General features: G+C 51.5%; 14 protein-coding genes. 6 read left to right on the top strand and 8 right to left on the bottom strand.

Annotation, left to right across the window (positions count from 1 at the left end):
- Nucleotides 1-104: 104 nt before the first annotated feature.
- The gene (locus tag K3T82_RS32740; protein ID WP_220197730.1) at nt 105-773 is read left to right on the top strand and encodes a tyrosine-type recombinase/integrase; all 669 of its coding nucleotides are present in this window, start codon (nt 105-107) and stop codon (nt 771-773) included.
- Between the two features lie 104 nt (nt 774-877).
- Here the strand turns inward: K3T82_RS32740 and K3T82_RS32745 are convergent, their stop codons facing one another.
- From K3T82_RS32745 to hemA, 4 genes are all read right to left on the bottom strand, one after another.
- Entirely contained in the window at nt 878-1,357 is a 480-nt protein-coding gene (locus K3T82_RS32745; RefSeq protein WP_220197731.1) for a GNAT family N-acetyltransferase, read from the bottom strand.
- A gap of 398 nt (nt 1,358-1,755) precedes the next feature.
- The gene (locus K3T82_RS32750; protein ID WP_220197732.1) at nt 1,756-1,923 is read right to left on the bottom strand and encodes a uroporphyrinogen-III synthase; all 168 of its coding nucleotides are present in this window, start codon (nt 1,921-1,923) and stop codon (nt 1,756-1,758) included.
- Nucleotides 1,916-2,869, bottom strand: a complete 954-nt coding sequence (gene hemC, locus K3T82_RS32755; RefSeq protein ID WP_220197733.1) for a hydroxymethylbilane synthase — start codon at nt 2,867-2,869, stop codon at nt 1,916-1,918. The genes K3T82_RS32750 and hemC overlap by 8 nt, the downstream gene beginning before the upstream one ends.
- A complete protein-coding gene (gene hemA, locus K3T82_RS32760) occupies nt 2,814-4,175 on the bottom strand; it encodes a glutamyl-tRNA reductase (RefSeq protein WP_220197734.1) in 1,362 nt (453 codons plus the stop codon). Before hemA ends, hemC begins: the two co-directional genes overlap by 56 nt.
- A 381-nt stretch (nt 4,176-4,556) precedes the next feature.
- Between hemA and K3T82_RS32765 the strand changes: the two genes are divergently transcribed.
- Entirely contained in the window at nt 4,557-5,006 is a 450-nt protein-coding gene (locus K3T82_RS32765) for a transposase family protein (RefSeq protein WP_220197735.1), read from the top strand.
- A complete protein-coding gene (locus tag K3T82_RS32770; RefSeq protein ID WP_220197736.1) occupies nt 5,006-5,308 on the top strand; it encodes a hypothetical protein in 303 nt (100 codons plus the stop codon). The genes K3T82_RS32765 and K3T82_RS32770 overlap by 1 nt, the downstream gene beginning before the upstream one ends.
- 197 nt (nt 5,309-5,505) lie before the next feature.
- Here K3T82_RS32770 and K3T82_RS32775 read toward each other — a convergent pair whose 3' ends face one another.
- Complete coding sequence (locus K3T82_RS32775) at nt 5,506-6,288, bottom strand: 7-cyano-7-deazaguanine synthase (RefSeq protein WP_220197737.1); 783 nt, start codon at nt 6,286-6,288, stop codon at nt 5,506-5,508.
- A gap of 729 nt (nt 6,289-7,017) precedes the next feature.
- Here K3T82_RS32775 and K3T82_RS32780 point away from each other — a divergent pair.
- Nucleotides 7,018-7,443 (top strand): 6-pyruvoyl trahydropterin synthase family protein, encoded by a 426-nt coding sequence (locus tag K3T82_RS32780; protein ID WP_220197738.1) that lies wholly within the window; start codon nt 7,018-7,020, stop codon nt 7,441-7,443.
- 28 nt (nt 7,444-7,471) lie between these two features.
- Nucleotides 7,472-8,242 carry a 7-carboxy-7-deazaguanine synthase QueE gene (gene queE / locus K3T82_RS32785; RefSeq protein WP_220197739.1) on the top strand — a complete coding sequence of 257 codons (771 nt, stop codon included), beginning with the start codon at nt 7,472-7,474 and terminating at the stop codon, nt 8,240-8,242.
- An 82-nt stretch (nt 8,243-8,324) separates the two neighbouring features.
- Here queE and K3T82_RS32790 read toward each other — a convergent pair whose 3' ends face one another.
- Together K3T82_RS32790 and K3T82_RS32795 are read right to left on the bottom strand one after the other, a co-directional pair.
- Nucleotides 8,325-9,725, bottom strand: a complete 1,401-nt coding sequence (locus K3T82_RS32790; RefSeq protein ID WP_220197740.1) for an IS4 family transposase — start codon at nt 9,723-9,725, stop codon at nt 8,325-8,327.
- A 99-nt stretch (nt 9,726-9,824) separates the two neighbouring features.
- Nucleotides 9,825-11,423, bottom strand: a complete 1,599-nt coding sequence (locus K3T82_RS32795; protein ID WP_220197741.1) for an AAA family ATPase — start codon at nt 11,421-11,423, stop codon at nt 9,825-9,827.
- A gap of 236 nt (nt 11,424-11,659) precedes the next feature.
- On the opposite strand from K3T82_RS32795, the gene folE reads away from it, so the two are divergent.
- Nucleotides 11,660-12,214, top strand: a complete 555-nt coding sequence (gene folE, locus K3T82_RS32800) for a GTP cyclohydrolase I (protein WP_268886701.1) — start codon at nt 11,660-11,662, stop codon at nt 12,212-12,214.
- A 70-nt stretch (nt 12,215-12,284) separates the two neighbouring features.
- On the opposite strand, the gene K3T82_RS32805 is transcribed toward folE, so the two are convergent.
- Nucleotides 12,285-13,055, bottom strand: a complete 771-nt coding sequence (locus tag K3T82_RS32805) for a class I SAM-dependent methyltransferase (RefSeq protein WP_220197743.1) — start codon at nt 13,053-13,055, stop codon at nt 12,285-12,287.
- Between the last annotated feature and the right edge of the window lie 669 nt (nt 13,056-13,724).

Here is a 13,724-nt window from a genome sequence, read left to right on the forward strand (position 1 = left end):
ATAGTATAGCAAGGAAAAAATCGGAAGGCAAATGTCCTGCCCCCACCGTTTTGGGCAAGATGGTCCATCTCCCTTCTGCCTGGGCTCAAGGAGAAAGATAAAGAATGACGCTGCCGAGAACTTTCCTTATCAGCACCGTGAATCCCCAAAAAGAGGTCCACGATGCCGATAAGGTGTTGCGTTTCCCGGTGGTTTCTGGTAGATTCTCGGTGCCGATAAGATGCACGTGTCTGGAATACTGCCGTCAACGGCCCAATGCAGCACCAGAGGAGCAGTATGTTCGATCCCATTCTGGAACAGTATGTGCGTCTTTAACGCCCGCAGGGAAGGCCCCCACCACCCAACGCGCAATTCGCTCCGATCTCTTGCAGTTTTGCACCTGGTGGGAGCATATGTCCCAGCGACCATTCGACCTGACACAGGTGGTTGAGAGGGATCTGCGCGCGTGGAAAGCCTTTCGCCAACAAGACGAGGGAGCAGCCCCCGCAACGATTAATCGCGGGCTTTCGACGTTGCGCTGCGTCTGTTCCTGGCCAGTTGAACAGCGACTGCTCACCGAGAATCCCACCAAGGAGATCCCTGACATTCCCTCGACGCCTGTCTCGCCGCGCTCGCTGCCTGATCAGGCTGTCGATGCCCTGCTGCGTACCGCCCGTGGCTCTCTTGATCTCCGGTTACGCCTGCGGGATGAGGCCTTGCTCGTTCTGCTGATCTATGCGGGCGTGCGCATCCAAGAAGCCTATGATCGTCTGCAAATCAGGAAAATACTGTAATCGTTGATAGACCTTGAGTAAATCCTAGCATGAAACGGCTCGTGGCCCCGGTCAGGCAAAGCCCATGATGCGACTGAAAACAGATTTCACATCATCGATGATTTCTATTTTTCCAGGTAGCGCCGAAATTGGACACGATTGCTGCCCAATCCGTCATAGTTTGTGGTTACTGCGATCCCATCAACTTCCGCGTCCCCTGGCAGAATCTCGAAGCCCATGCTGGTGTGGAACTCAATTGATCCTCTATTTACTGGAGAGGTGATAGCGTGCACTTCGGTGCAATCAAGCTGGCGTACAGTTTCAAAGAAATGTTCGTAGAGGCTGCGACCAACACCTTTGCCTCGTGCGCCAGGATGCACACCGACAAAATGAATATATGCCTCCGCTGGTGTTGTCTGAGAACGGAAGCCTACCAGAAAAGCCTGAAGCTTTCCATCCTCCTCAATCACAAAGCTTGTTGGCTGGAAATGCTCGAAGAAGAGCCGCGGAAGAAGGCCTGCCATTGGCCGCCCTCCCCACCATTCGTCTACTACTCGAATAATTGTGCTGCGATCTTTTACTTCTAAATGGCGTAAAATACTCATGTTATGAACCATCCTTTCGAGAGGTATAGGTCTATCAGAGTTTTTCTAACGGAAAAGTATTATGTACCATATAACTACATATGAGCTTTTGATAAATCGGCTCTAGAGGCCATTGCATACTGCTTGAAAATGTTTATTTCGTTGCATTAAGCCCGAAGTCTCATGAGACACTCGATATCTGACAAGACCTGCTAGCGAAGAGAGAAATCCAGTTTTTAAACGCAGAGAAGAAAAAACGGGTAAGCTCAGCCTCAGTCATATGGTTAATACTTTTCCGTTAGAAAAACACTGATAGGCCCAGTGTACGCAAGCGTTACATACAGATGGCGACACCATTCGCGCTGGTCAGAATCAGCCAATCATACGCCAGAGACGGCCCAGCGCCATATAGGCGGCGTCTAACTGGCGCCAGTCCTGCGGGGGGCAATGCGAATGGTAGGGAACTCGACAGGCAGCGCTCCCAGCGCACGCAGCCGGGCGCTAAAGGCGGAGGTCCGTTTGCGTGTACGCGTGACCAGAATACGCTTACCTTGTAAAGGGAGCGTGGATGCCTGCATTTCAGACATGTTGCTGCTCCTGCACGCGACTTCCATCAATCTCAGCTATAATAGCATACGCACCTTGCGCGAGCGCTTTCTCGGCCAGTTCAATACCCAAGCGCTCGGCATTCTCAAGGATGCCATACTCATTCCAGCCCATCTCTTGCTGCACGAGAATACGTCGCTGCCCATCCAGGCTCGTTACCAGCCCGCGGAGCACCAGACGTTCATGGACGATATACGCGTGGGCCGCTACGGGAAGATAACACCCAGCGCCCAGACGACGCATAAACGTACGCTCGGCGCTGGTAGCTGCCTGTACATTCTTATCTTGCAAAGGAGCCAGCAGTTCACGGAAAGCTGGCTCATCCCGAATTTCCAGGCCCAATGCGCCCTGTCCTGGCGCGGGCAACATCTGAGCGACCGGGAAATAACTGAGCTTCCCTTCCAAGGTGGCTTGCAGGTTCAGGCGATGCAGCCCCGCAGCCGCCTGGATGATCGCGTCATACTCGCCAGCCTCAAACTTGCGCAGGCGTGTATCTACGTTCCCACGCAGCGAGAGGATCTCCGCATTTGGACAGAGATAACGAATCTGCGCCGTACGCCGCAGACTACAGGTGCCGATACGAGGCGCGCGCCCAGGCGTTGTCCCTTCCAGAACGCCCTGAGCGGAAATACGCAGTGTCCCATTTGATACGAGCACATCACGCACATCTTCGCGCGGTCCTGGCGTGAGCACACAGAGCCCCTCGGGTTGCGCGGTTGGCAAGTCCTTCAGGCTATGCACCGCGATATCGATGCGCCGCTCTTGAAGCGCGTTCTCTATTTCAGTGACAAAGACACCATCGCCACCAATGCGCGAAACCGGCATACTTGTCACCCGATCGCCTATGGTGCGAATTTGCTCAATCGCGATTTCAACGTCCGGCCACTGCTGATGTATCTTCTCGATGATCGACTGGGTCTGTATCATGGCGAGCTTGCTGGCTCGTGTTCCTAGCGTGATTCGTTTCATTATAATCTTCCAATGCAAAGAGATAGCGCATAGCTTCGGCGTAAACATGTCCCTGCCCACCTGCGGCCGCGTCCTTCAAACGTAACGTCGGTGTATGCAAAACTTTATTGACAAGGCGATGGGTTAATTCTTGCATAGCCGCCACTTCCCGCTCCGAGAGCGAGGCAGAGAGCTGACGCAGTGTGCGAGCGAGTTCCTGCTGGCGCAACAGTTCGACCTGTTTACGCATGTCACTAATCGTGCCTACCACGCTCAGTGAAGAGAGCCAACGCTCAAAGAACTCGGCCTCGTGTACGATGATTGCACGCACATGCTCTGCCTCTTGCCAGCGCAAATGAATACCTCTGTCCACCTCAGACCGCAAATCATCTATATTATAAAGATGCACACCAGGCAGGTCAGCGACCCCTGGTTCGACATCACGAGGAAGCGCAATATCAACCAGTAAGAGCGGGCGGCCGGCACGCCTGTCCATAACCTGCTGCATCATATCCAGGTTAATAAGGGCGTGTGGAGCCTTCGTCGAGCTAATTACTACATCAGCATCTACTAGCGCTGGGAGTAGCTCAGCAAAGGTACGGTGTTTCGCGCCTATTGCCTTGACCAGCTCCGTAGCGTGCTCGTAGGTGCGATTGACAATCGTCAAAATATGCGCCCCATTGTCATAGAGATTGCGCGCCGCCAATTCACTCATCTGGCCTGAGCCAACCAATAAAACAGCCGCCTCCTCAAGCCTGGGAAAGAGATGACGTGCTAGTTGCACGGCAACGTGGCTAAGAGAGGCGGCGTTACGGCTGATACCCGTCTCATTGCGCGCGCGTTTCCCGGTCGTGACAGCGGCGCGAAAAAGCGCCGAGAGAATGGGGCCACTCAGGCCAGCGCCCTGCGCAATTTCCAGCGCGTCTACGACCTGCCCTTGAATCTGAGGTTCACCGGGAACAAGAGAGCGAAGACCACAAGCCACGCTAAAGAGGTGGGTTACGGCTTCTTGGCCGGTGAACGTGTAGCAATGGTCGAGGAGTTCCTCGCCTGCTACCTCCCGCGATTCACTCAATACACGCAATACGTCGGCAATTCCTTGCTTTTTATCCTCACATACAGCGTAAAGCTCGATGCGGTTACAGCTTGAAAGCAGCACACTCTCTTGCGAAATCTGGCGCGCCGCACTCAGCACTTGAGGAACCTGGCGCGCGGAGCATGAAAGGCGCTCACGCAACGCAATAGGTGCTGTCGTGTGATCGGCACCAACAACAACAATATCCATGCAAACCTCAAAAATCTCAATAAATTTAAGTGTCTATGTAGATTTTAGCGAATTTCAGAAAATCGTCAAGTCCTATTAGCACTATCTCCTATCGGTAAAATCCCTTATTTTTTCTCAGGTGGGCACCATCGACGTGACCCGCTTCAGGCGGGTGAAGCTGAGGGAACTCTAAGATCCTTGCCAAAAATAGGCAATAGGGATGTGTATGAGCTTCGGAGGTTCATACACAACTTTGGTGAATCTGCCTACTTACTTCTGTTACAGTACATGCATTGAGAAGTAATGATATACTCTTTGTGAAAAATGCTGCTCTCTAGTGTTCACGAGGAACTGGTGATGGAAGGGTTGCCTCTCTTGTCTCTTCCGGAAGGACTATGCATTATGCAGATCCAAGAGGAAATCACCATTTCGGTGGCAAGCACTCGTCCTTGTTCACGCTGTCCTCTCTGTGCTCAAGCATCCACTTCGGTTCATAGCCATTACAGCAGAACCGTACGAGATGTGCCTTGTGGAGGCCGTAACGTTCGTTTGCGCCTGGCAGTGCGCAAATTCTTTTGTCGCAATTCTGCTTGCCAGCGGAAGATCTTCACAGAGCGTCTGCCTACGTTCGTGGAACCCTGGGCGCAGATGACGCTTCGTTTGATTGCCGCTATCCAAGCTATTGGTCTCTCCACTTCGGGAAGATTGGGAGCGCGACTAGCAGCGCATCTGGGCATTTCCACCTCATGGATGACTCTCGTGCGACGCATCATGGATCTTCCCACCCCTAGCGCCGGTTTGGTCACTGCTTTAGGAATTGACGACTTTTCGTTTCGCCGAGGACGCAGGTAATGAAAAAGATGACTGTGAACTCTCGAAAATATATTGTGACGCTGAGACGATTTGACGACGTTATTGATACTCCTCAGTACGGTGTTGAGTATCATGGGTACTTTATTGACATCCAGAGTCAGCATGCAACCGTTACAGCCAGAAGATATGATCGTGAGGACATTGTGAGCATCGACAAAGGCGTGGATCCAAAAAACTCAACACTGGTTAAGGACGTGAGGAAGGTAGCTAAGGAACTCTTCGGTATAGGTAAACTTATGATTTTAACAAATGATAACTATAGACCCTATCATCCGCTGTAGGTGCCATCGTGCCTAAATTTAACACACTTGCGTTTGTGTGCGCTGCCTCGATCCTTTTAAGGAGGATGGAGAGCGCATGACTAGCCATGTTTACGCCAACACTGTGGACTTTTGACTTCCAAATCGATCCCCAGCCTCGATGGTGTACCTTTTGAAACAGCCATCAGGCAGAAATAGGATCAAATACGTCCAAAACCTCATGCTCCTTCTCCTGCTGTTCCTTGCTTTCTCTCAAGAGGCGGATAGCTTTTAGGATTGTTTGCATACCGTGTAGGGTCAGCAATACCTGCAAGTTTAAAGGCATTATATCTGTCTAAACATGTTGCACATTTTCCGCAATGTTTTTCTTCTAACCCATTACTTCCGCCTTCAAAACAACTCCAGGTCAGCTCAAAGGGAGCATTGAAGCTGGCTCCCAAACGAACAATCTGCGCTTTCGTGAAGGACAGAAAAGGAGCTTCTACTTTGATCGTGCTGGTGTTCATGGCCACAGTGAGCATTTGGTTGAAGGCTTTCACAAAGGCTTCTTGGGCATCAGGAAGTGGATATTCGTTATAATGAACTGCATAGGCAACAATGCTAGCCTCCACATCCCAAGCAGCAGTAGTAGCTTGGATCAACATGTTCGGATTACGGTAAGGAACGGTAATGGCCTTGAGGCTCTCAGTGGTAGCAGGTCCATAAGGCATCGAACGACTGGCATTGATGAGGGCAGAATCAGAGTTTTCAAGGAGCTGTGCAAGGGGCAATTCGATCACACGGTGCCTAATTTCAATCGCGTTGGAACCCTTGCAGAAATGTTCTCGTGCTTTGGCAATATATTTTTCAGCGTAGGTTAGTTCATTCACATTTTTCTGACCGTAATCAAATGAAAGCAAATGCAGATTAAAGCCTGCCGAAGCATAATAGTAGACGAGTACACAACTATCCATGCCCCCACTGACACTTAAGACAGCAGTACGATCGATCCTTGTTGTCATAACATTCTCCTTTTCTGAGGTGCTTCGCACTGATATCCTCTCTTCATAATGTTTCATTTTTCCCCACGATAGAAAACTCATTAGTGTATATCACCGTAAATAAAGAATGCCGTAGGGAGAAAGAGTTAAACATGTTTTCAAGGTAACAGTACCACAGTTTTGATAACATCATTCTCGTGTTGCACAATGATTTGAAGACTTCTCTCATCACGAATATGTCGTATCATTCATACTCAGAACGATCCTTGACAATCATGCAGTGATAGAACTCTATGAGGTCGTGCAGAGGTGCTTGCATTGTGCCACGACGATGTCCTGTACACTTGGCAATCTGACTATTGGCCCAGCCTTTTGTTTCAAAAAGTGAATCGTTAAACGTTCCATGTATCGAAGCATCCTCTCCTCCACAGACGGCTTCTTTCTGTAGGGGATACCATATTCCTGCCTCATTTTAAACCGGAGTTCTACACTTCTTCTGTATATTGCAAATGCAACAAATGATTTAATAGCATTATACATATCAATAATACAAATAATCATTGATATCAAAAGCGTAAAAAGGTTTCGCAGCAGTATCTTCTGAAGTTGTCTTACAACCTCATCGGGAGTGGTGCGCTCATAGCACATGACGTTTCAAAAGTGTGCATGGCCCAGGCTCATTTGTCTAGATCTGGTATGATTGTCAAGGATCGTTCTGAGTAGTAAAGAAGTGCTTTCAAGGAGCATGAAATGAAACAGGCGATTATTACCAAAGTGTTCAAATTTGATGCCGCGCACCATTTACCGGGACATCGGGGAAAGTGCGCACGCCCTCATGGACACTCATATCGTTTAGAAATATCCTTACGTGGCCTGCTCAACATGACGCCTGGACGATCTGAAGAGGGTATGGTCATGGATTTTGACGATCTGAAGAAACTGGTCAATACCGCCATTCTCGAACAGATTGCCGGAAGTGATACGTTTTGTCACCAGGGGGGAATGGATCATAATGATCTCAATGCGCTCACAGGTATCCGCACAACGGCAGAAAATCTCGTTCACTGGATCTGGGAGAGGCTGATTGCCGGGGGCGTTTCTGAGGAGATGCTTTATCGTGTGCGCCTCTGGGAAACGGAAAATGGCTATGTGGAGATCACACAAGATGAGCGGTAAACACATACAACGCTGATGGGGGGTGAATATGTATATTCCTCAAGCTTCCGATCTACCCCAAAAGACGAGATCTATTCTCGTTTCTGAAATTTTTGGGAACACAGTGCAAGGGGAAGGAATTTTAATCGGGAAGCCGACAGTCTTTGTACGTACGGGGGGATGTGATTACCGCTGCGTGAATTGTGATAGCTTATATGCTGTCCTTCCGCAATATCGTTCTGAATGGAACCCGATGACAGCAGAAGCCATTTTTGCTGAGGTACAACGCCTGGCAAAGTATACGCCTCTGCTCGTGACGCTTTCAGGTGGCAATCCCGCCATCCAACCGTTAGAGAGCCTGATTGATATGGGGCATGCCGCTGGCTATACATTTGCACTCGAAACGCAAGGTAGTATTGCTCAACCCTGGTTTGCCAAACTGGATTACCTAACACTTTCTCCCAAGCCACCGGGAATGATTGGAACTCAGCCAACCAAATGGGAACGGTTGGACCTGTGTGTCTCGTATGCTCGAGGAACACAGGAAGACAGGGGGCCTCAAACCAGCCTCAAAATTGTCATCTTTGATGAAGAGGATTACTCCTACGCTAAATATGTTGCTTCACGCTATCCTGGCATTCAGATGTGCTTACAGGTAGGCAATCACACACCGCCACACGTGGCCCAGCAGGTGGATCTTTCCGGCGTTCTTAACCGACTGGATTGGCTGATTGCGCGCGTGCATAAGGATCAGTGGCACAATGTGACCATTCTTCCGCAATTGCATGTCCTTTTATGGGGCAATCAACGAGGCGTATAACAGAGGCCGTTAAAAAGGATGGGAGGAAGTATGAGTATTCCTGAGAGCTCCCCGTGCTCAAGCACTGTCACTTACACACAAATTATGAAGGATGGAGAAGGGCAGCGAGATGAACGCCATCCAAGACGTCCATGACGCGCATCCATCCTTTCCATAAGGTCTGCCATCCAGGGGGACCATCGCTCTTACGGTCGAGGTAGCCTCCCAGACGCGCAATCGCGTGCCACACCTCTTTGGCCGTCGTGATGCTGCGATGGCGTTTATCCAGGAAGAGAAGCACTTGGACGGCCTCTGGCGAAATCACGTTGGTCGCAGGCGTTTCCTCTGCTTCCTGCGCCGTGTGCCGAATAATCAACAAACGCAAGGCGATGGGAGTCAACACTGCAAGTAATTTCCACTGAGCCTCCATGCTTTGCACATTGTGCTGTTCTATCCGACAACCCGTTTTGAGGGCTTTGTGGAAATCCTCCAACAGCCAGCGCCAGCCATACCATTGCACCACTTCCCATGCCTCGCTTGGGCAAGTGATTGGAAGGGTGGCCAACAAGATCCATTCCAACGGCTCTTGTCCTTCGGGTGGCTGCGATTCCCAAACCCGTACCACCCAGGCGACAATCTCCGTTTTGCGGAAACACGCTCCATGCAGAGGAGGCTGGACACGTACCTTTTGAAAATTGATCTGGAGAAGGGCATCTCGCCTCGGTTGAGCATGCTGGGCAGGAATGCTCACCAAATGAACATCCACGCCAGGCAGGGCACGAGCCAATGTCTTAAGATGCCCTTCATCGAACGCGGCTTGCTCCTCTCCTTGCGAAATTTCTACGTTGCGATCTTGAGCCACTCGTAGGACAAAATCATACCCAAGCTCCTCGCATGCCTGCCAAAACGTGTAGACATCGCTATTGCTATCACTCACATAGATCCATTGGTGGTGCTCTGGCACTTGTCCGATCTGTTGGATACTCTCTTCCCAGACTCGCGATTCTCGCACCCTCTTTTTGCGCTGTGCCTTCGTCTCTCCAAGTGGGGCAAGCTGGCGAATGAATGGGGTGAGCATCATACATCCCAAGATTTCCTGTGTTTGAGGGTCCATTGCGAGCACCGTGTGCAAGCTGAACCCGATATTGTCTCGGCTGTTGCCCACCGGCCCCCGTCCTTTGAGCGAGTTGTGTCTCGTAAAGTCAAACTCGGTGGTGTCAGCCAACAGCAACGTACGAGCGAGGTGGGTCGCCGCGTAGTAGGTTTGGCTCCAGTGGGGGAGAATGAGATCTTCATATCCGAATGCTGGATTCCTGAGAAATCGATATCCTCCCTGCGTCCCACCCCAGGTTTCGAACGCGTGAGGCAATGAGGCTGAGGGATTCACTGCCAGGGCGTTTGCGATCTTGATCAAACGATCCGTGCGACGCGGATCTCCCAATTCCGCCGCTCCAAAGACCTGGGCGGCCCATGTGTCGGCGTGCTGTAAAGGTTCTTGATGCATGAGCCTTCCTCCTTCGCTTGGCCTTCCTTTTCTTTTCAGCACGCCACAACTTGTGTGTAAGTGTCAGTGCTCAAGCAGCGGGGGTTCCAGAGGTTCGTCTCACGCTTCCAGTTCTTCTCCTTGAGGGAGAAGAACTGGCTCTAGTGGTGGTTCCCCTGGACTTTTGGGCAGACGCGCTCTGGCTCGGGTCAGACCCAAGCTTCGGGGCAGATCCTGCCCCTCTTTCGCACGTTGGATGAGACACTCGTGTGCTGCTCGCAGGCGCGCTTCCGCACCTTCCCAATACGGCTGGTATCGGGCACACGAGGGAGTGGGGTCTGCTGGATCAAGGTAGGCAGCCAGAAACGCCGAATAGAGGTCACGTTGGATGGGACCTATGCCACATGCGCAGTGGTGCCAGCGCTCTGAGAGCGACTTCTTGACCTTTGTGCCACAGCCATGACACCACTGGCTCAGTGCCGTGGTGCGTGTGGGAACTTCCACCAGGGTGCCGCCCGTGCTTGCAACGGTGCGTTTCAACAGTGTTACAAACATCCCTGGGGCTCGCAGTCCCACACTCTTGCCATAGGTTTTTTGCCATGCCTTGTAGGAGATTTTTTCAATGAGAATGGTCTTGCCCATCGCAAGTACCTCGTGCACTTTGCGGCCATGGAGGCTCTTGCGATGCGCCGCCAGCTTGCGTTCTTTGGTGGCCTTGCGTCGCCTTGTTGCCTGAGAGCGCTTGCTCTGTTTCCACCGCAGTTTCTTGGTCCCTTGCTTCTTGATACGTCCCTTCTCGTCGTAGTGCTCAGGGTTGCCTGCTCGCCTTTGCCGATCCATCCGCCGCTGCAGACGACGAATGGCTCTCTCATCAGGAGCCAGTTCGGCGCACAACACCTCCAGGCTGGCCTCCCCCTCTTGGGGAACGAGCGCCAGGCTCGAGGGACCAAGATCAGCGCCAACGATCCCTTGCCCAACCGTGTGCTTCGCTTTGCGGTGTGGGGTGCCCTCCAGGATGAGTTGCACACAGTAGCGGTTGCCCTCTGCATCGGCTCCAGCCGCTCTCTTGCTGCTGGCAGGACGCCGGAGGAGACGAGCGTACTTGATGCGATGTCTCAGGCCATGACACACCACTTCGTCCTGCCAATCGATGAGGGCTGGGAGACGGTCCCCGTTCCAGAGCAGGAACCCTGCGTTTCCCTTCTCGGGTGGCTGCAGGACAAAGCGCAGACCGGTGTCATTGCGCTTGTTCTCGATGCTGCAGAAGCCTCGCCCTCGGCTTTTGAACCGGACTCGCCTGGCCTGGCCGAGGCAGACACGATTGAGGGCACGGTAGGCACGGCTTGCCAGCGTTTGCGCCAGCACCGCCTCAATGTGCTCGGCAATCCACCCAACGCGCAAGCCTTTGACCGCTTGATGCAAGGCCGCCTCGGTAAAGCCATGGGCTTGGCGCAAGGCGGAGAACGCCACCGCTCGCTGAGCCTTGTGGGAACGAGGAAGGGCACGAGCCTCCTGCCAGGCAGGATCAGCGCGCATGCGGTGCAGGCGCTGTTGCCCCAGGGAGAGGAGAGCATTGTAGAGTTGTCGGGCCGCTTCCAGATGGGCGCGCAGGCGCTTAGCCTGCCCCTGGTTCACCACCAAGGGCAGTTCCAGCAGAAACGTGGGGGTGCGAGTGGTTATGGCTTGTGTGTGGTCGTTTGCTGCTTGACGCTTCGTCATCCTCTCCCTCTCGCATCGCTCTTTTGGAGTTGGAACAAATATTCTCTAGGATAGCAGCATAATGACCTCTCGTCAAGCCCTTCAACATCCGTTGTTGCGAGGATCCACCCCTCCCCTGCGCCTTCAAAGGAACGGCGATGCATCCCTGCCATCAATGAGCAGGGCTTTCTCGCTCGGTTTCTTGTAATTTCTCTTCGCGCAATGGACAGAAAGCACTTCATGGCAGGCCACAGTTGTTGCCGAAGGTAGATTATCCTAAGTTACTGACACTTGGTCGAGAACTGTTACTTGCATTGGGTGAAGATCCCGACCGCGAAGGGCTGCTTGACACACCGAGACGCTGGGCTGACGCCTGGCAAGAATTTATTGAATATCAACCTGGAAATACAGAAACTTGCTTTACATCTTCTACATCAAATCAAATAATTTGCATTTCTGGTCTATCAGTAAACAGTGTCTGTGAGCACCATTTGATGCCATTCACATGTAGGGTATCCATTGGATATATCCCAAAAGATGTGATGCTCGGACTCTCAAAATTTGCTCGCATAGCACATAAGTTTGCACATCAGTTGCAAGTCCAGGAGCAACTTGGTATGCAGATTGCTGACGAGCTTTGCCGAATTACGGGCACGCAAGACGTCGCTGTCAATCTTAATGGTGAGCATCACTGTATGAACTCCAGGGGCATTCGGACTTCTGGCACCATGACGACGTTTGTTACACGTGGTGCCTTTCTTGGGCAACCAGAGATACGAGCGGAGTTTTTGCATCTTGTAGATCATCGCTGAGGCGAAGGATCTCAAACAGGTGTGTACGAAGGCCGCAGAATCTCCCGGCCACGTGACTCTCCAGCGAGCATTAAAGTTTTTGAACAACGAGCAAGAACGAGTGGATGGGAATATCAACAAACCCTTCCTGTTGGAGGAGATGATGGATTTCTACGAGTTGATGCCAATACTTCTCAATCGAGAAATCGGGCATTTCCCAAGGAACGGCCTTGAGGTAGTAGACAATGGCACCTATATCATGAAAGCGCATTATGGAGAATTCCTCTTTGCGTTCGATAACATGACCGCCAGCATCTTCCATCTGCCGCGCTGCGTAGTCGCTATTCCATGGGTGTTCCAACCGCTTTTTACGCCCAAGCAACTCATGCAACCTGGCATTGGTCTGATCGCCGACTTGCTCTGTGATAAATACCTGTCCTGGCTTGAGAATGCGCAATACCTCCGATGGGTTGTAGCTCCCATGACGGTTGATCACAAAATCGAGCGTCTTATCTGGAAAGGGCAAACACTCATCGCGAACCGTGTAAACAGTGACGCCAAGCGGGGTGAGCCGTTGTCGTGCGGCAATGACATTCGGGGCATACAACTCGGTGGCATACACTTCAGGGACAGGTTGGAGCGAAAGCAACTGCGCGAGTATTTCTCCCCCACCTGTGTGCATATCAAGCAGGATATGAGCCTGTTTCATTGCCGTTGTTACCGTGTGTGTGTAATCCCAAGCTGGATTGGTCTTGATGCTTGTCATTCTCCCGTTCAGATGCGAGAAATCCCAACCAGTGAAGGGATGATTGTACTCCTCAGTGAGGAAATCAAAAAGGGCTTGGTCAGCTTTTTCACTCATACGATGTTCTCCTTCTTTCTATATGGTGTGGTGACGGGCCTTATCCAGGACACAAAAAGGCCGCGAGCGAGCACTTACGGCCTGGACAGACGGGAAAAATGAACAGGCTGTGAGCGTTCATGATCTCTCGCCCACAGCCCGCCATTGCCTGGTTGTGCATTTCTTGCCTCTCAACTCAGAATCTTGTTTGCAGGTACCTCAAAAAGGGCACAATACGACCTTGGGCGAAATGCTGGTTAGGCAGTGTGATGACGCGACACTCGCTTGTTTTCATGGCAAGCTTCCCGCATCCGAGGCCAGAGGTCTCTGGATACCTTTCCTTTCTTACAAAATTGCTTCTGGCAGCACCAAAATGAGTCTATCACTGTAAATGCTGCTTTGTATAATATTAAGCTGTTTCTTCTATGAATGGTCTAAAATAGGAAAAGTTTATATTACATAGAATTTCAATATCATGCAAGTCCGCTCATTTCTTGCTTGCAAGGGTGCTTCTACGTGAATAAGGTGCGTTGTCTGCCCATCAACCAAAATGATTGCAAAAGTTCCCATGACCATGAAGCGTCTACCATGGTTCGTGAGATGGTGGATGCTTCATGACAAGAGATGACGTTTCAAAGGGCTGCGGGAGTGTATTGGGCAGCAGACTTCCTCACATATCGACTACCTTGC

Source organism: Ktedonospora formicarum (assembly GCF_016587355.1).
Taxonomy (GTDB): domain Bacteria; phylum Chloroflexota; class Ktedonobacteria; order Ktedonobacterales; family Ktedonobacteraceae; genus Ktedonobacter; species Ktedonobacter formicarum.

Coding starts and splice junctions, on each gene's coding strand:
- K3T82_RS32750 (WP_220197732.1), bottom strand. CDS start 1,923: ATGTCTGAAATGCAGGCATCCACGCTCCCTTTACAAGGTAAGCGTATT.
- hemA (WP_220197734.1), bottom strand. CDS start 4,175: ATGGATATTGTTGTTGTTGGTGCCGATCACACGACAGCACCTATTGCG.
- queE (WP_220197739.1), top strand. CDS start 7,472: ATGTATATTCCTCAAGCTTCCGATCTACCCCAAAAGACGAGATCTATT.
- K3T82_RS32740 (WP_220197730.1), top strand. CDS start 105: ATGACGCTGCCGAGAACTTTCCTTATCAGCACCGTGAATCCCCAAAAA.
- K3T82_RS32745 (WP_220197731.1), bottom strand. CDS start 1,357: ATGAGTATTTTACGCCATTTAGAAGTAAAAGATCGCAGCACAATTATT.
- K3T82_RS32795 (WP_220197741.1), bottom strand. CDS start 11,423: ATGACGAAGCGTCAAGCAGCAAACGACCACACACAAGCCATAACCACT.
- K3T82_RS32775 (WP_220197737.1), bottom strand. CDS start 6,288: ATGACAACAAGGATCGATCGTACTGCTGTCTTAAGTGTCAGTGGGGGC.
- K3T82_RS32765 (WP_220197735.1), top strand. CDS start 4,557: ATGCAGATCCAAGAGGAAATCACCATTTCGGTGGCAAGCACTCGTCCT.
- hemC (WP_220197733.1), bottom strand. CDS start 2,869: ATGATACAGACCCAGTCGATCATCGAGAAGATACATCAGCAGTGGCCG.
- K3T82_RS32780 (WP_220197738.1), top strand. CDS start 7,018: ATGAAACAGGCGATTATTACCAAAGTGTTCAAATTTGATGCCGCGCAC.
- K3T82_RS32770 (WP_220197736.1), top strand. CDS start 5,006: ATGAAAAAGATGACTGTGAACTCTCGAAAATATATTGTGACGCTGAGA.
- K3T82_RS32805 (WP_220197743.1), bottom strand. CDS start 13,055: ATGAGTGAAAAAGCTGACCAAGCCCTTTTTGATTTCCTCACTGAGGAG.
- K3T82_RS32790 (WP_220197740.1), bottom strand. CDS start 9,725: ATGCATCAAGAACCTTTACAGCACGCCGACACATGGGCCGCCCAGGTC.